This is a genomic window from Vibrio sp. 10N.247.310.23 (assembly GCF_041467155.1).
In the GTDB taxonomy this organism is placed as follows: domain Bacteria; phylum Pseudomonadota; class Gammaproteobacteria; order Enterobacterales; family Vibrionaceae; genus Vibrio; species Vibrio crassostreae_C.
In genome coordinates this window covers 79866-97700 of record NZ_JBFSTZ010000003.1, presented here as the reverse complement: position 1 = coordinate 97700, position 17835 = coordinate 79866, and the positions used below count along the sequence as shown (strand labels likewise).

13 protein-coding genes are annotated in these 17835 nt (G+C 43.8%); 7 read left to right on the top strand and 6 right to left on the bottom strand.

Annotated features, from left to right (window positions below; genetic code table 11):
* Positions 1-83: 83 nt before the first annotated feature.
* The 3 genes from AB6D93_RS03195 to AB6D93_RS03185 form a co-directional block, all read right to left on the bottom strand.
* Positions 84-1991: a GGDEF and EAL domain-containing protein gene (locus AB6D93_RS03195; protein WP_102333628.1), complete on the bottom strand. Its 1908-nt coding sequence runs from the start codon at positions 1989-1991 to the stop codon at positions 84-86.
* A 179-nt stretch (positions 1992-2170) separates the two neighbouring features.
* Positions 2171-3370, bottom strand: coding sequence for an enoyl-ACP reductase FabV (gene fabV / locus AB6D93_RS03190; protein WP_017067782.1), 1200 nt, complete (start codon positions 3368-3370; stop codon positions 2171-2173).
* Positions 3371-3451: 81 nt separating this feature from the next.
* Positions 3452-4069, bottom strand: coding sequence for an arylesterase (locus tag AB6D93_RS03185; RefSeq protein ID WP_017060079.1), 618 nt, complete (start codon positions 4067-4069; stop codon positions 3452-3454).
* Here AB6D93_RS03185 and AB6D93_RS03180 point away from each other — a divergent pair.
* From AB6D93_RS03180 to AB6D93_RS03170, 3 genes are all read left to right on the top strand, one after another.
* Positions 4068-4742 (top strand): ABC transporter ATP-binding protein, encoded by a 675-nt coding sequence (locus AB6D93_RS03180; RefSeq protein WP_004730959.1) that lies wholly within the window; start codon positions 4068-4070, stop codon positions 4740-4742. The two genes, AB6D93_RS03185 and AB6D93_RS03180, sit on opposite strands and share 2 nt — an antisense overlap.
* Before the next feature lies 1 nt (position 4743).
* Positions 4744-7182, top strand: coding sequence for an ABC transporter permease (locus tag AB6D93_RS03175; RefSeq protein ID WP_102333627.1), 2439 nt, complete (start codon positions 4744-4746; stop codon positions 7180-7182).
* Positions 7183-7714: 532 nt separating this feature from the next.
* Positions 7715-9169: an FAD-dependent oxidoreductase gene (locus tag AB6D93_RS03170; RefSeq protein WP_102333626.1), complete on the top strand. Its 1455-nt coding sequence runs from the start codon at positions 7715-7717 to the stop codon at positions 9167-9169.
* 180 nt (positions 9170-9349) lie between these two features.
* Here the strand turns inward: AB6D93_RS03170 and AB6D93_RS03165 are convergent, their stop codons facing one another.
* From AB6D93_RS03165 to AB6D93_RS03155, 3 genes are all read right to left on the bottom strand, one after another.
* Positions 9350-10300, bottom strand: coding sequence for a biotin-dependent carboxyltransferase family protein (locus tag AB6D93_RS03165; protein WP_102333625.1), 951 nt, complete (start codon positions 10298-10300; stop codon positions 9350-9352).
* The gene (locus AB6D93_RS03160; protein ID WP_102333624.1) at positions 10293-11045 is read right to left on the bottom strand and encodes an allophanate hydrolase subunit 1; all 753 of its coding nucleotides are present in this window, start codon (positions 11043-11045) and stop codon (positions 10293-10295) included. Before AB6D93_RS03160 ends, AB6D93_RS03165 begins: the two co-directional genes overlap by 8 nt.
* A 134-nt stretch (positions 11046-11179) precedes the next feature.
* Positions 11180-11923 (bottom strand): 5-oxoprolinase subunit PxpA, encoded by a 744-nt coding sequence (locus AB6D93_RS03155; protein WP_017060084.1) that lies wholly within the window; start codon positions 11921-11923, stop codon positions 11180-11182.
* A 170-nt stretch (positions 11924-12093) separates the two neighbouring features.
* Between AB6D93_RS03155 and AB6D93_RS03150 the strand changes: the two genes are divergently transcribed.
* The 4 genes from AB6D93_RS03150 (at position 12094) to galE (ending at position 17755) form a co-directional block, all read left to right on the top strand.
* Positions 12094-14157 (top strand): TonB-dependent siderophore receptor, encoded by a 2064-nt coding sequence (locus AB6D93_RS03150; RefSeq protein WP_102333623.1) that lies wholly within the window; start codon positions 12094-12096, stop codon positions 14155-14157.
* The gene (locus tag AB6D93_RS03145) at positions 14147-14683 is read left to right on the top strand and encodes a YfiR family protein (protein WP_102333622.1); all 537 of its coding nucleotides are present in this window, start codon (positions 14147-14149) and stop codon (positions 14681-14683) included. The genes AB6D93_RS03150 and AB6D93_RS03145 overlap by 11 nt, the downstream gene beginning before the upstream one ends.
* Positions 14683-16659: a diguanylate cyclase domain-containing protein gene (locus AB6D93_RS03140; RefSeq protein WP_102333621.1), complete on the top strand. Its 1977-nt coding sequence runs from the start codon at positions 14683-14685 to the stop codon at positions 16657-16659. Before AB6D93_RS03145 ends, AB6D93_RS03140 begins: the two co-directional genes overlap by 1 nt.
* 82 nt (positions 16660-16741) lie before the next feature.
* A complete protein-coding gene (gene galE / locus AB6D93_RS03135) occupies positions 16742-17755 on the top strand; it encodes a UDP-glucose 4-epimerase GalE (RefSeq protein ID WP_102333620.1) in 1014 nt (337 codons plus the stop codon).
* The last annotated feature ends 80 nt before the right edge of the window (positions 17756-17835 follow it).

Genomic DNA, 17835 nt, shown 5'->3' with positions numbered 1-17835 from the left:
GAAAGGCGGCGATTATAAAAATCACCACCTTTAGAGTAAAGAGAAAGTAGGCCTAAATCCAAAACTAACTGCTCTTTTTCGCTTTAAGCGTAACGAGTTGTCCCCAAATAGTTTTGATTGATTAAGCTGTGTTCGAATTCTTGGCTCGGCATTGGTCTTCCGTAAAGGTAACCTTGGCCCACATCGCAGCCTTCGTTAATAATAAATTGCTCCTGAACCTCCGTTTCTATGCCTTCAATCGTCACTTTTAAGTCGAGCTTTTTGGCAATTTGGACAATAGAACGAACAATTTCCGAGTCTTCGTGTGAGTTGAGCATTTGGTCGATAAAGCTCTTATCAATCTTAATGGTGTCGAATGGGAACTTCTTCAGATAACTGAAGGAGGCGTAGCCCGTACCGAAGTCATCTAGTGACAATGTAACGCCAATATCGTGCAAAGATCCCAAGGTATTCTTGGCAACCACTTCATCTGCTATCAGTCCACTCTCCGTAACTTCAAGTTCTAAGAAACGAGGCTCTAAATGATAGGTTTCGAGTAGGTGAACCACTTGTTCCGCAAAGTGTACGTTCTTGAGTTGAATTGCAGACACATTCACAGCCATCTTGAAATCTTCAACGTATTCGGACCACTCTTTGGCTTTTTCAATCGCATTGCGTAAAACAAAGCTGCCCACTTCGAAAATCAAACCGTTTTGTTCAGCCATGTGGATCAGGGTTTCGTTAGAGATATCACCCAAAACAGGATGTCGCCAACGAAGCAAAGCTTCAGCACCGACCCAGCGATGCGTCAACGGGCTAACTTTGGGTTGAAAGTAGAGCATAAGGTCATCATTACGAACGGCTTGAAGCAAATAGCCTTCGATCTTATTAATGTGAGTTTGTTCTTCGGTATGGGATTGAGAGTAGTAAGCGAACTTTTGTCCTGAATCTTTGCAGGCTAACATCGCTTCAGAAGATTTCTGCAGAATGCTTTCCGCGTCATCTTCGTCGTTCGTAATTGCAATCCCAATAAACGCGTGCAAATGCACTTTGTCACTTTCGATGTCGAATTCTGAATGACCAACTTTAACGAGCGTCTGGCAAAGTTCTTCAAGGCGATGGTGTAAATCTTTAACGCTAAACGCCAATACGAGGTCAACCGAAGTAGGGCGTGCAGTTAATACATCGATATCAGAAATACAGTCGATGCGTTTTCGGTATTCAACAAGCACTTGGTCTAACGCGTTATAGCCGTAGCGTGCTTGTATGCGTCTACCGTTGGTAAAACCAATATGAACGACTGCAAATGAGCTGTCTGTCAGCCTTCTCTGTGACAGTAGCTTGTGGTTTAAGCGAGATTCAAATGCGTTTCGGTTTAAAAAGCCGGTGCCGAGGTCGTGATTCTTTTGGAAGTTAATCTTCTGTTCAGCCGCTTTTCGTTTATCAATTTCTTGATTCAACGAGTAATTAAGGCTCGCGAGATCTTTAGTGCGATTGTAAACGCGGTTTTTTAGGTCGCGATTCATTTGGGTAAGCTTGGCGTGTTGGAATAGGGTTTTAAGCTGAGATTCAATCGAGGTGCGAAAGCTCTGTAAAAGCTTGATATAGGTGGGGGTGTAGTGGTTTTCTTTCGAGTCTAAAATGCAGATAGTGCCAAATAATTCACCATTCGGCCAAAGCAGCGGAATGCCACAATAAGAGATTAAGCCAAGCTTCGTGTCGGGGTTGTTTTCCCAATCAACATCGGCAAGCGCATTGGGTACCACAAGTTGCTGCTGGGAATCCATCACCGTCTCACAGTAAAGCCCATTGCCTAGGGTTTCAGAATCACCTTTGTTGTAAGGGTTATTTTCATTTCGGCTGGTCGAGAATACTTCAATATAATTGGCGTGAACACGCATGATCAGTGCGGCGGGCACTTGAGTGATTTGAGCCAAGAGGTCGACAATATTTTGCCAACCAGACACCATATCGTCTGGGATATCTAAGTCTACTGTTTTTATCTTCTTCATATGACTCCGAGTCAATTATGCTAAATGCATCAACACATCCTGTGTTAATTATGATGAACCAAAGAAAACTATGAACCTTACGTTTAATAAGTATAAGAAATGTTGCACGAAAAAACCTCCGCAATTATGCAGAGGTTTTCAAATGTGAATCCGGGTCCCAGTAATGAGATAATTTTAGATTAAGGCTTTAACTTTATAAAATCTTCTGTATTAAGTTTCTGGCTATAATCTACCGATGGTTGAGCAAACCCATTTAATTGTAGAAATTCTTCTTTAAACCCTTGGTAATCCCCTAAGGTTTGGAAGTTATTTTCGTCCATCTTTTCTAGCAGTTCAGTTACGTGCGCTTGGGTTTCTGGGTCTAATTCCCAATCATCCATACGGATCAATCGCTCACCATCAAGTGGTACTTTGGATTGACCATAAAGTTTACTGCCAAACAGACGCTGCATTTGTTGGATACAACCTTCGTGGGTCTCTTTCTCTTTCATCACCTTATACAAAGCAAGTAAGTAAGGGCTTAATCCAGGGATGAAAACGCTCGCTTTAGTGACTAGGGCTTTACATACCGCCGCGTAAGCGTTGCCATCAAAGTTAGCTAACTCTAGATTAAGAGCGTGGCTGGTTTGGTGAAGGTCGATCTTAGCGCGTCCCAATGTACCGTCTAAATAGATAGGATGTGTGACTTCTGGACCCACATAAGAAAACGCGATTGTCTTACAACCCGGAGCAATAGATTCTGCGTTGATGAGCTCATCTATCCATTGTTCCCAATCTTCGCCTCCCATCACTTTAAGTGTGCTTTCGGCTTCCTCTTCCGTCGCGGCTTCAAGCGTGTTGGTGACCCAGTTGTCGTGTTCCAGAGAAATGGTTGCGCCAGTTACGCTTTCACCAATAGGTTTGATGGCAGAGCGCCAAAACTCATCGGAATCTGGTTTAGGACGAACGCCTGCAGCTAAGCTATAGATAATCAGATCCACTTCACCTTCGAAGTAGGTTTCAATGGCTTCGACAACTTGTGAGCGTGTTTCTTGCGAAAATGCGTCGCCAACGATGTTGATAGCAGTGCGTTGCTCTCGTTCGGCTTCTTTTTTGAAGTAGATGTTGTTGTACCAACCAGCACTACCTAGGGATTTTTCGTTTGGACCGCGCTCGAATGAGACGCCGATAGTGTCAGCTTTTGCGCCGCCAAAGGTAAGGGCAATACGAGCGGCAAGGCCAAAGCCTGAGGAAGCGCCGATAATCAGTACTCGTTTAGGGCCATCTTTGATTTGCGGCGCACTCTTAACAAACTTGATTTGTTGCTTTACGGCTTCTTGACAGCCAAGAGGGTGAGCGCTTTTGGCTACCACACCCTTGATAACAGGTTCGATCAGCATAAATAACCTTACAGTTAACGGTGATATGCACTCAGGCTAACGTAAAGCTGTGTAAAATTTATTGAGCTAGACCATTAAAACTTAAAGATACTGATATAATTCTTCGGCGACGAATTCAGCAATCCAAGGTTGAGCTTCTGGTTTTGGATGCAGTCCATCGTTCATCATCCACTCAGGTTTGAGGATGATATGCTCTAGGAAAAACGGCAAAAGTGGCACGTTTTGTTGATCAGCAAGCGCTGCAAAAACGTATTCAAACTGCTGGTTGTAACGCTTTCCGTAATTTGGTGGGATTTTAATCTGCATCATTATAGGTTTGGCGCCCGCAGCTTTTATCTGCTCAATGATCTGCTCAAGATTTGCAGACATCAGCTTAGGTGGGAAACCACGAAGTCCATCATTCGCACCAAGTTCGATAAGAACGGTGTCTGGAGCATGTTCTTCAAGCAATTGTGGTAGGCGGGCTAAACCATTGCCCGTTGTATCACCAGAAATACTCCCGTTAACCACGGTTACCGTTTTGTCATGCTTTGCTAACGCGTCTGGTAACAGGCTTGGCCAACTCTGTTTGATGTCCATGTTGTAACCAGCACTCAGGCTATCACCAAGGACCAGTAACTTAGAATCTAAGCGGGTATCTTGAGCCAAAGAAGCGGTTGAAAATAAAATAAAGAATAAAAAGGAAATTAGTCGAGTCATGCATACATCCATCATTAAAGCAGAAGCTGTTTCGAAGACAGTGTCTACTAATCAAGAACATTTAACAATCCTAGAGCACGTTGATATCGATATTCGTGAAGGCGAAACGGTCGCGATCGTAGGCACGTCTGGTGCGGGTAAATCGACCTTAATGACGCTGCTTGCTGGTCTTGATGTACCAACGAAAGGCGAAATCAGTTTATTAGGACAGCCACTTTCACAGCTTGATGACGAGGCAAGAGCGAAGATCCGCAGTGAATCGGTAGGGTTTGTATTTCAAAGCTTCTTGTTAATTCCAAGTCTTTCAGCGCTACAAAATGTCACGTTACCTTGTTTGTTAAAGGGAGAAGACGAAGACATCGAACGCGCGACTGCTCTGCTTGAATCAGTAGGCTTGAAAGACAGGCTTGATCACTTACCGTCGCAGCTATCTGGTGGTGAACAACAAAGGGTCGCGTTGGCGCGCGCATTTATGATTAAGCCAAAAATTCTTTTTGCCGATGAACCCACAGGCAACCTAGACCAACAAACGGCAGCCAAAATTGTTGAGTTGTTGTTTGAATTGAACTCATCCCACGGCACAACTTTAGTTTTGGTGACACACGATCCTAAGCTTGCACAACGTTGCCAAAGAACACTCAAGATGCATGTCGGTCAGATAGAGGAAGTCTAAATTGAATTCATCAAACGGACTGAATAAACGCCTGTTTTCATGGAGTATCGAAGAGATTCGACACGGTCAGCTTTGGCCAGTTTCAATCGCTTTAACGCTTATTATTGCTTGTGTATTTGCATTGTCGGCGTTGGCCGAACGTATGGAGCAGGTAATTGTTAAGCAGGGCAAAGATGCGCTTACTGCCGATATCGTGTTTATCTCAGCAAACCCAGTTCCACAATCCTTATTAGACCTCACTCAAGTTGAACAGTTAGAAAGCTCTCAGTTGACTCGTTTTTCAACCATGGCATTCAGTGACAACTCGATGCAGTTAGTGACGGTGAAAGCGGTTGAAAGTAATTATCCATTACGCGGTGAAATGATCTTAGTGGGTGCTGATAAAGCATCAAGTAACCATGTTGAGCCAGGGGAACTTTGGTTAGACGAGCGTATATTTGCACAGTTAGAGGTTGAGATTGGTGACGTTGTCACTATTGGCGATGCCGATTTAGCGATAACTGGACGAATCACTCAAGAACCAGGCTTAAGCTTTAACCCATTCCAACAGATGCCAGCCGTTCTGATTCATACAAGCGATATTGATGCCACGGGAGCGATTCAACCGGGCAGTCGTGTTAGTTTTAGGCTGTTTCTCAACGGTGATGATACAAAACTGCAAGCCGCGCAAGACAGCGTAGAATTAACACCAAGCGATCGCTGGCGTACTCAAGATTCTGCGAGCCGTACTAACGACATGTTCGAAAGCACGACTCAATATCTTTCGTTAACCGTTGCTATTGTTGTGATCATGGCTGCGACCACTTTGGTACTCACTTGCCAACATTATGTTGCGAGTCGCCGTAAAACCATCGCGATGCTTAAGAGTTTGGGTGCAAGCAAGCAGTGGATCGTTAAATGGTTGTCTGTACAGGTATCTTTATTAGTGGTTATCGGTGCAGTACTGGGAATAACTATCGGTATCGGCTTAGAGTTTTTGCTTCGTATACCTCTGGGTGACTTATTACCAACGCCACTTCCTAGCTATGGTATTGAACCTGCAATCTTGGCGATTTTATCAAGCATCTTAATTGGTGTTCCTGCTCTTGGTATCCCGTTAATTGGCTTGGTCAATACCTCGGCAATCAGCGTTATCCAATCAAGTCACCAGTCCAATGAAAGCTACAAGAAATATTTGTTGTTACTGGTACCGATTATTCCAATGATGCTGATGTATGGCGACAATCTATTGGTATGGATAGTTCTAGCGGGTATCGCTTGCCTGTTCTTAGTACTTGCGGTCGTTAGTACGCTTGTTCTGCGTTTGGTTGGCAAGTTACCGACATCTACGTCTATGCGTTTAGCATTGAGCAGAATTAATCGCACACCTTTAGCAACGGGGATTCAATTTGGCTCTTTAGCGCTTTCACTGATGTTGCTGTCTATCATCTGGTTGGTAAGAAGTGATTTACTGTCAGATTGGCAGCAAACCTTACCCGAGAACGCACCAAATGCGTTTGCACTTAACATTGCAAGCTATGAAAAAGACAGTTATCTCGAGACGATTGATGCAAACGAAGTAGAGCGTACTCAAGCGTTTCCAATTATCCGAGGACGACTGACGACGATAAACGGTGTCGAAGCATCGGAATACAGTGATACCTCTGGAGAAACAGACGCACTAAGCCGTGAGATCAACTTCACTTGGGGAGATAGCTTACCTAAGTACAATGAAGTATTAGAAGGTAACTGGACACAAGAGCATGGCGTATCTGTAGAATCGGATGTCGCGGAGCAACTGGATCTAAAGATTGGCGATGAGCTGTCATTCACAATCAACAGCCAGAATGTTTCTGCCAAGGTGAATAGCATCCGCAAAGTCGAGTGGCGAGAAATGAAGCCGAACTTCTACTTCATTTTTACTCCAGATGTCTTGAGTTCAATCCCTTCTACTTGGCTAGTGAGCTTCAGATTAGAAGAACAACACAATCAGATGCTCAACGAACTCTCTCGAAATCATCCAACCGTGAGTTTGATGGATATTCGTAAGATGGGTAGCAAGATCCAAGAGTTGCTTAAGCAGATTGTTTGGTCGATTACCGTACTTGCGGCGTTAGGTGTGGTGGCGGGGCTGTTGCTTATCTTCACTCTATTGCGATTGAGCTTATCTCAAAGACAACAAGAGATACGCTTGTATCGAACATTAGGCGCGAGTAAGAAGCGAATTCTCAATACTATTTGGTGTGAGTACGGTTTAATGGCGTTAGTCGCAGGCTCAATTGCAGCCCTTGGTTCTGAGCTCAGCGTGGCAGGAGTGATGAACTTTGGTTTTGAGTTACAACCTTCACTTCACCCGATGTTGTGGATAGCGCTACCGGTGCTAACGTTCATCACATTAGCCGCGGTAGTGAATAGCTTAATCAAACGTTTGTTGGCACCAGTAAACAAGGATTTTGGCTAGTCGTTAGCGAGATCTAGCCAAGCGCTTAAAACGGTCTAAAAGTGAGATTATTTATACTTAGTCATGCACTATTTATAATACGTCGCTTTAGACCGTTTTTTATTTAACCAACCGGTAGCATAAGTAAAAAATATCGCACCTTAGATTCCACTGTTTTTAGCATTTTTTAAAACTAATTACCCAATAATGCCGATTTAATGAACAGCGGTTAGTCCCTGTAAACAAAGGGTTTGCGCAACTTAGCAAGAACGTTATCAACAGTTATCCACAAAAACGGTGGATAACTTTAGGGATAAGTTAACCGCTATGTTTTAAGAGTACTGAGGCAGCCTTTATGTGGCGTCACTTAGGACAAATTTGACTGTTAGAATAACCTTTAAAACCCTATCTGGAGTTATTGAGTCAAGAGATTATTTATGTTTTTTACATAGATATTAAATCCCGCCTATCTAAGACCTTGATAAAAATGTGTTTTAATTCATCGCAGAACAAAAGTAGAATAGAGGCAGTTAATCTTATTCTACAGAACACGATGAACCACAACAAAACGGATACAAATCAACCTTCTATTGCCATTGTTGGTGGTGGTATTGCCGGAACAACGAGCGCGATTCACTTTAGTGAGTTGGGTTTTAAGGTCACTATCTTAGAAAAAGGGCCGAGTTTGGTTAATGGTCCACCAATTTGCCACCTGCACGCTGGCGGCAATTTGTATCGAGATATTTCTGTAGAGCAGTGTCTTCAGTTGCTCACGCAGTCAATTGATACCGTCCGCTTATTTCCTCATACGATCAATATTCGTCCGACAATCATCGCCGTTCCGCACAGTGATGGTGGAGAGCCGTTGGATCTGCTTCCTCGTCTCAAGATAATCAAAAGCGCTTATGCCGATCTTGTTAAACAAGATAAAAGCAACCAAGTGCTCGGTGATCCGGAAGAGTATTATAAGCTGTACAGCAAAGAAGATTTATTAGCACTTTCTGCGAAAACACAGCCTCTGAAACCAACATCGCTTGATGATTGGTGTATTCCTTTCGCCAAGCATACGGATTTAGAGACCCTAAAGTATCCTGTTGCGATGGTCCAAGAGTATGGCTGGAGCGTATTCCGACTTTCTGCGACCGCTCAACTCTCTTTGGGGCAACAAGCTAACTGTACTGTGTTAACCAACAGCCGATTACATTCTGTTGAGTCGACAGGTCAAGGTTGGTCTTTGACTTATACCGATGCCGAAAACCAAAGCTGCCAACTAACGACCGATTACTTGATTAATGCGAGTGGGTTTGAAACGGGTATCGTAGATGACTTTGTTGGCTCTAAGCAGCAAAGACTTGTTGAGTTTAAAGCTGCATACGTTACAGAGTGGCCATATTCGCAAGAATGTAAGGAAGAGTGGCCAGAAGTTATCTTCCATGGCCCGAGAGGTACACCGCAAGGCATGGCGCAATTAACGCCGTATGCTGATGGTGTGTTCCAACTTCACGGCATGACAGAAGGGATTACTCTGTTTGAGGGTGGGCTTGTTTCATCGTCAACAGACTCGTCACAGCCACAGTTGCCTTCGAAGCTGCTTAAGAAAATCGTATCGGGTTGGAGTGAAGATCAGCTTGAATTAAGAACTCGCGCGGCAATAACGCATATGTCTCAGTTCATCCCAAGTTTCAGTTCTGCATTGGTCGGTGGTAAACCTTTGTTTGGTGCACAACAGATTCCGGGAACCGATCCAAGCTTAAGAGCTTCAGACGTTTCATTCTGTGGGGATCGCTATGCTCGACTTGAAGTAGTAAAAGCTTCTTCAACATTAGAAGCGGCACAAAAGGTCGCTGAGCAATGGTTTGATGTATCAGAGGCGGCATCTATTGAAGACACACACTCAGTGACAATGTCACTTAATCTAAATGATATTGAAAACAGAGCGATAGATTTGACACAAGAACGTGGATACCCAGAAGCGCTTGCCAAGGTGTCAGGTCAAGATCACGCTTAATAGCCTATAATTAGTCTATCATCATCGACTGCGTTTAATTTCTTCAATTCGGCTTACTGTAATAGGTAAGCCGAATCTTCATTTCAACATCTGCTTAGATACCGAACCTCATCTAAATGACATCTTCCTAGTTGATTATTCTCAGCTACATAGCATTTAGCACATAACACATCGCAAAAACTAATAGCCGAAAAACTGAGCCCATTGGCACCAAACATCTTGTAAGCCCAAGCGATCGCCCTTGCTGAACGATATCGCATGTCCAGGTTTTGCTTGCGCCAAGCGTGGTAAATCGATTCTGGCGACACATCCTATCTTCGGATAACCACCTAAGGTCTGTCTATCATTAAGCAGCACGATAGGCTGTCCATCTTGTGGAATTTGAATCGCACCTAGGGCAATGCCTTCTGACAATAGCGAAATGTCAGGCGAGTCTACGGGCTCGCCACTGAGTCGATAACCCATCCGATTAGAGTTTTGGTCAACGTGATACTGCGCGTTATACAAAATCTCTCTTGCTGACTCGGAGAATAGCTCGCTTTGATAGCCTTCAATCACTCGTAGGTTCACGGGTAGATTGTAATCAGGCGTGTATCGGAAGGTAACACTCAACGCTTTAAATGGATGAGAGAGTTGGTGTTGGGTAAAAGCGATTTGTTGCCCTTGCTGGCATGGCTCGCCATCTTGCGTTAATCCACCAATCTTTTCACGAGTGACTGTAGAGCAGCTATCAAGAGTTGATGGAACATCGAAACCGCCCTTAATGGCTAAATACGCCCTTAGACCATTTTTAGGCAAACCAAATGAGAGAACTTGCCCCTTAAAAGCTTGAAAAGTGCTCCAGTTAGCCTGTGGTTTACCATCGAGTTTCGCTTGTAAATCACCCCCGCATAGTGCCATCTCGCAATCAACATCGATTCTCAACGCACATTGCCCAAGCGTGATTTCCAACGCCGCTTGGTTGACTGGGTTGCCCAATAGATGGTTAGCCCAGCTATAAGAGTAGTCATCAACCGGTCCACCTTGCGTTAATCCAAGATGAGCAACACCAAATCGCCCAAAGTCTTGAATCAAACTCAACGGGCCGGGCTTAATCACTGTCAGTGTTGGTTTAGTTTTTGTCTTAGCCATTTACGATGCCTCCACCCAACTCTACAAATTCTTTTTTTGAAATCGCTATGAAACGGACGGTATCACCAACATTAAGCAGAGACAGTGGTCTTTGCGTGATATCGGCGTTCTTCAACTGGCTATGATCGAACAACGGAAGTGGGCAATTGCCAATAATATTCCAACCGCCCGGTGAATCCGAAGGGTACACAGCTGTTTTCGTATCCGCGATGGCGATACTGCCTTTGGGCACAATGAAGCGGGGTGTGGAGTGACGGGGCAAGGCAAGCTCATTAACCACATCCGACATAAAGGCAAAGCCAGGCGTAAACCCAATCGCACTGACGCTGTATGTCTGTGAGGTGTGATGTTGAATTATCTGGTCGAGCGACAGGCCTTTGTTTTGATATCGGTCTAAATCGAGCGCCGTTTCTGGTGAGTAATAGGCAGGAAGCTCAATCGTATCACGAGTTTTACTAACACTAGAAAAGGACGACAGAGCATGACTCAACAAATTATTGAGCTGTTCAATGAGCTGCTGTTCTGATATTCGATAAGGGAGGTAGTCGACCAATATTGTTTGGTAAGCCGGTGTCACATTCATCAACACCGATGCTAAGTTTTGGCGAATGGCATCGGAAAAGTGAGCTATGTATTGCGCATATTCGGCGCTAGATTGATTATTTGAAGGCGATAGCGTCAAGGTCACCAAAACGCTGCATTCCGCGACTGGCGCTATATTGAATTCAATCTGATTCGTCGTCATTTCGTTTCCATACGTTTGTTATCTTGCCTTTTTTAGCTTACTTGGCGTGTCTCACTTCCGTGTCCAAGCCAATACAAATCAATTAGATCTCACGAGCGATTAGACCATGCGTCATACCAATCACACGCTTCATACTAATTAAAAGCGTTGAGGTCTTGTCTGATTTTTCTAATTAATGCGATGGATTGAGGGTTATCACCATGAACACAGATAGTATCAGCTTCAATAGGCAGTCTTTCGCCCTCTAAAGTCGTAACCGAGCCATAGTTAATGATTTGCATAACTTGGTTATAGATATCGTCTTGATTGACGTAAACCGAGCCTTTTTGAGTACGTGGCGCTAATTGTCCGTTATTTAAATAAGCACGGTCGGCAAACGCTTCAAACAAGAGAGGCAAGTCATGGTCGTCAGCAATATCCAAATACTGTTGATTGTCTGATGAAGAGAGAATCATCAACGGGATGTTAAACTCAGCGACGGCTTGGGCTACCGCATTGAACACATCAATGTTTGCCATCATATCGTTATAAAGAGCGCCATGAGGTTTCACATAGCCAACAGTGGTATGGTGATAGCGGCAAAGGGCTTGTAATGCACCGACTTGATAACAAACCAGCTCACTGATTTCGTCCATGGTGTGTGGAATAGAACGGCGACCAAAACCAACGAGATCTTGATAACCGGGATGAGCACCAATTTGGGTGTGATAGTGCTGTGCCAGTTTTATCGTCTTGGACATAACGTGCGGATCAGACGCGTGGAAGCCACAAGCGATGTTTGCCATATCGACCCATTCCATGACCGACTCGTCATCGCCCATCTTCCAATTGCCGAAACTTTCTCCCATGTCGCAATTAAGCAAAATCTTCGTTGTCACGTGGTGCTAATCCTTTACGTTGAGGTAAGTAATGACGGTCTTATAAATACCATAAATAAACAGTGACCTAACTCAAACTTTCGACACCGTAGATTTACCAGTATGGCATTTCATATATAGTTGAACTATTGATTAAAGGATTAATATCTATCTGTATATTAGGTGAGCACATGATATCCCGCCAGGTTTGCTTAGGACTAGCATTAACGACACCTGTTTTTGTCTCTGCTCAAGAAAACTCTCTAGACCAGCTCATGTCGATGAGCCTTGAAGAGTTGTCTATGTTAGATGTCGAAATGGAAACGGCTTCGAAAGTGACACAAAAACTCACTGATATTCCCTCGTCGGTGTACGTACTTTCTAATGAGCGAATTCAGCGTAGTGGGGCGAAAACCATTGCTGAAGTCCTAACACTTGTACCCGGACTCAAAGTCACCAAATTCAACGAAACCTCATGGTTTGTTTCGACTCGCGGCTTTCATGATGGGCTATATAACAAGATGCTCGTGATGATGGATGGACGAAGCTTGTTTAGCCCAGTCTATGGCGGTACGTATTGGAGTGACGTTGATTATGTGCTTGCCGACATCGAACGCATCGAAGTACTAAAAGGCCCCGGCGGAACAATTTGGGGAGGCAACGCGGTTAATGGTGTTGTCAATATCATTACTAAGTCTGCCAATGATACGCAGGGGACTTATCTCTCCGGTGTCGCGTCTAATACTGATAACTATGAATTTAGTGTTCGTCAGGGATTAAGCCTCAACGACAGTGTGAATGCGCGTGCCTTTTATAAGTACCGAGAAGAACCCACGTATCGCACAAACGAATCTGAAAAATGGAAAGCACAAACGGCAGGGATGGTTTTTCAGCCAAGTAATGCCGAAGAAAATTGGTCATTACGTATCGGGGGTGAGAAAAGCTTTTATGAGTCGGACTTGTATACGTTTCAATATGATAACTCAGGGTCGTTTGTCGGATCACAAGCCAACGATTTCGATAACAAGAGTCAATCTGTTTACGTCCAATTCAACGACTCTCGCCATTTTGATGAAAGTTCGACACTCTCATATTCGTTATGGGGTGAATATAATGAGGATAATGCGCCAGACGCTCCGGGAAGCTATTCGACCCTCGATTTTGACTCTACTTATATCAACCAACTATCGGAAAGCCATCAGCTAACACTTGGTGGTGGCCTGCGATATATGTATCTTGATTTCTCCTCAAGCCAAGTTTCGGACGTGGATTGGTACAACCCTGATTACTACGGTCGAGCTTACAACATCCAATCTGCCAACGATTACATTGCGAACGCTTTTATACAGTCTCAAATTCAAATGACGGAAGCGCTGTCTATTACTCTTGGTGCCAAGGTTGAACACTTTACACAGAACGAATCAACTGAGCTTTCACCTCAATTGCGTGGTTTATATAAGTTCACCCAACGTCACTCCGTATGGGCGGGGCTTAGCCGTGCGGTCGTTGCACCATCTTATATGGATTCCAATTCCACCTATTATTTCAATAGTTACAATGCTGACTCAAACAACAGCTACCTAGATGTATATAAATCAAGCTCGAGTCTTGAAACAGAGAGTGTCGTAACGGCGGAAATGGGTTATCGCTACTCAAACAATTCAAATTTCGAACTCGATGCAACGATTTATCTGAGTGAACATGACAACCTTCGCTTTCACAGCTATGACCCGAATGATATCCCTGCGAATCATGTCTATGTCGGTGCGTTGTCTGATGATTATAAAGCAAAAACTTATGGCTTAGAGTTAGGCGCGAGTTACCAACTCACCGCAGATTTAGCCAGTTACCTGAGTTACGCCTATACGACATTGGAAGGTGAGAATAAAGGTGATGACCTGAAATCTAGTCCTCAAACGAGTGTTTATTACGATATTGATAATGAACATTTAGCCACGGCACAGTTGATGTGGAATATCACCGAAAGTTGGCAATTCGATGTGATAGGCCAGTACATTAATGTGAATTACCCAGACTATTGGGTAGCAGGCGATGGCACTCAATATAAATGGCAGTCTTACCCACATGAAATAACCTTTGATGCGCGTCTCGCATGGAAAAAATCGTCCGCAGCACCTTTAATTGAAGTGGTTGTTGAAAATATAGGTAAGAGTGACGGCTATCAAGCTGAATTCACATCTCAGAAAAGCGTCAATCAAGAATCGGTGTATGTGAGGATCTCTCATGAATTCTAAATGGCTTAAGCACCGCATTAAGCTCGGCTTATCTAAACTAGGCTTAGCGGCTTTAACGATGCTTATTGTGCCGTTGAACACCTCAGCTGCTAGCTTCAAACCTTATGAAGTGAAAGCGGTGTACCTTTTTAGAATTGCGAATTTTATACGTTGGAATGATGAAAGCTCAATGAACGCTGTGAACTTTTGTGTGATTGGCGATGAAAAGGTAAGCCAAGTGCTGACGTCAATTACCGAGGGGAAATCTATTCGTTCACTCGATATCCAAGTCCAACAGTCGATTACTTCTAAGTGCGATATTACGTATTTGTCTGACCGTAAAAATGACCAATTTCTTAGTCAAGAGCACTCGCCACATACTGTGACAATCAGTGATATGCCTAACTTTACGGACTTAGGTGGAATCATTGAACTCACGCACATCGATAATAAGCTCAAACCTAAGATCAACCTAGAGAACGCAAGGCGCGGTGACTACGCCATTGGCTCAAGCCTGTTACGAATCGCTATAGTGGAGGGCCAATAATGTTGTCTTTCATTAATAACATATCGATTAAAAACAAGCTGATATTACCCATTATCATCTTTATCGCAGTCACTTTTGTCACGATTCAATCAGTAAATTACACTGTCACGTTTGAGAGAGAGAAAGAGAGTCTTATTCAGCGTGTTAAAGTGCTAGCACAAGTTGTTGCTTATAACTTGCAAGCCGCGATTTTATTTGAAGACAAGTCATCGGCTCAGGAAATATTGTCAGCTTTCGTCGCAGATAAAGATATTGTTAGAGTGAAGCTCTATGACATCAACGAACAGCTTTTTGCCAGCTATCAGGTGAGCAACACTCTGGTTCCAAGGCCAAACGCAGAAGAATTAGACGATATCGCCGATCATCAATTTGCCATCTCTGAGCATTTCATCTTCTTGCTCGTTCCAGTGACACTGGATGGCGCAGTGATCGCGAACTTGAGAGTAACAATATCGAAAGAGACGTTTAATTCGATCTTAACGAATATTTTCAAGGTTGCGGTCGTCTACCTGTTGTTTCTGGTGATGTTAGGCGGAGTAGTGGTCAAATTGGTGCAACGCTTGATTATCGAACCGATGTTTGACCTCAATGAGGCGATGCAAGCCTTTGTTGAGCGTCGTTCGAAGCAGCCTAAATTAGTCGTAACGAACCGCGATGAAATCGGCGATCTGGTTCGAGCTTTCAATACCATGTTAGAAAGGCTTCAACATCGCGATAACCAAATCAATTTTACGTTAGACAAGTTACAAGAAGAAAAATCATTCGCAAATGAGGTCATTGAAACCGTTCAGCACTCTTTGTTGGTGGTGGATGAAAAAGGGCTCATTCTTCATGCGAACGCAGCTACTCGGGATATTTTTAAATGCTCGGAAGCCTTTCTTGAGAATTTGTTGATCCAAGAGTTGATCGCGACCAAGCAAACGGGTTACTTACAAGATGTTATTGATGCCAATATTGAACTTAATGACGAATTGCTGGAAACCACCGATCTCTTTCAATCAAAACGCTGGCTTCGTGTGAGCAGTCGTTCTTTGACAAAACATGGTCGTATTCTTTATGCAATCCAAGATGTCACCGACATAGAAACGGCCATGAGTCGCCAACGTATTGCTGCGGGTGTTTTCGAAAACAGTAAAGACGGCTTGATCGTGCTCAACTCATCCAATGTGATAACCATGGTTAACCCGGCGATCACACAACTTCTCGGTTATCACTCTGATCTGCTGGTGGGCAAAACACCATTTGAAGTATTTTCGTGGCAGCAATTTTCATCATTGATGCCGACAATTCGCAGTTCGTTAGACAACTATGGTCAATGGCAAGGCGAAGTGTGGGAGAAAAGCGCGTCCGGCACGTTAGTTCCAATGTTTGTCAAAGTGAATCGAATTGCCTCAGACAACGAGAAAGACGAGTTTGATATGGTATTAACGCTGTCTGATTTATCCAACGTTAAAGAGATGGAAAGACTCGAACACTTGGCTCATCACGATGCATTAACCGGGTTAGCGAATAGAGCGCAGCTGTATAAGGTTATGGATGATGTTGTCACGTCGAGCCACTATTCAAATCAGCATTTTGCGGTTATTTACTTGGATTTGGATGGCTTCAAAGAAGTGAATGACAACTATGGTCACGATGCGGGTGACGAAATCCTTAAAGAAGTGTCAAACCGGTTATTATCTCAGGTAAGAGCGGGGGATTTGGTTGCACGTTTGTCGGGTGATGAATTTGTTCTTATTATTAAACAGACAAACAAAGTCTTATTAGCGAAGTTAGCCGAGCGATTGTTGGATCTGATCGGGCAAGAAGTGAATTATAAACAGCGTTCACTTCATGTTGGGGCGAGCTTAGGTATCAATTTAGTTGATGGCTCAGAGCGTGATATTGACGTGATTCTAAAGGTTGCTGATGAGGCTATGTACCAAGCGAAACGCAAAGGAAAAGGTCAGTTTGTGTTCGCTCGTGAGGGTAAATAGGCACCGGTGTTTGTGAGCTCACCCTAAGTTGTTGTATCATAAGTGATAGGTTGAATATTTTTAATTAAAAGGTCTGCTAAGCATGAATGTTTTAGTTACAGGTGGCATGGGTTACATTGGTAGCCATACAAGTATCCAGATGATCAACGCAGGTATGACACCTGTACTTTTTGATAGCTTGTACAACAGCAAACCAAGCGTTCTAGAGCGCATCGAAAAAGTCTCGGGCGTTCGTCCCAACTTCATTGAAGGTGACGTTCGTGATAAAGCGCTTTTGACTGAAACTATGAAGCAACACAACATCGAAGCGGTTATCCATTTTGCTGGTCTGAAAGCCGTCGGAGAGTCTGTGGAAAAGCCTCTTGAATACTACGACAACAACGTAAACGGCACTTTAGTTCTTGTTGATGCAATGCGTGATGCGGGTGTAAAAACCTTGGTATTTAGCTCTTCAGCAACGGTATACGGTGATCCTGCAAGTGTGCCAATTACTGAAGACTTCCCAACAAGCGCTACCAACCCATATGGTCGTAGTAAACTAATCGTTGAAGAGTGTTTAACCGATTTCCAAAAAGCCAATCCTGATTGGAGCATTACACTGCTGCGTTACTTTAACCCTGTAGGTTCACATCCAAGTGGTGAGCTAGGTGAAGACCCGCAAGGTATCCCAAATAACCTAATGCCATTTGTCTCTCAAGTAGCAGTGGGCCGCCGTGAATTCCTATCTGTATTTGGTAGCGATTATCCAACAAAAGACGGGACTGGCGTTCGCGATTACATCCACGTAATGGATCTGTCTGATGGCCACATCGCAGCGCTTGAGAAAGTAGGGTGCAAAGACGGTCTTCATATCTACAACCTTGGTACGGGTAACGGTTCAAGTGTGTTAGACATGGTTAAAGCATTCGAACAAGCAAGCGGTAAAGAGATCCCTTACAAGCTAGTTGAACGCCGTCCTGGTGACATCGCAGAGTGTTGGGCAGATCCAGCTAAAGCTCAGAAAGAACTGGGCTGGAATGCAAGCCGCACATTGGCTGAAATGACCGAAGATACATGGCGCTGGCAGTCAACAAACCCGAATGGATTCCCTGGTTAACCTAGTGGTTTCGTGAATGATTCAAAAATTAAAAGATGCTTTCGGGCATCTTTTTTGATCTTAATCGAATAAAAAGTAAA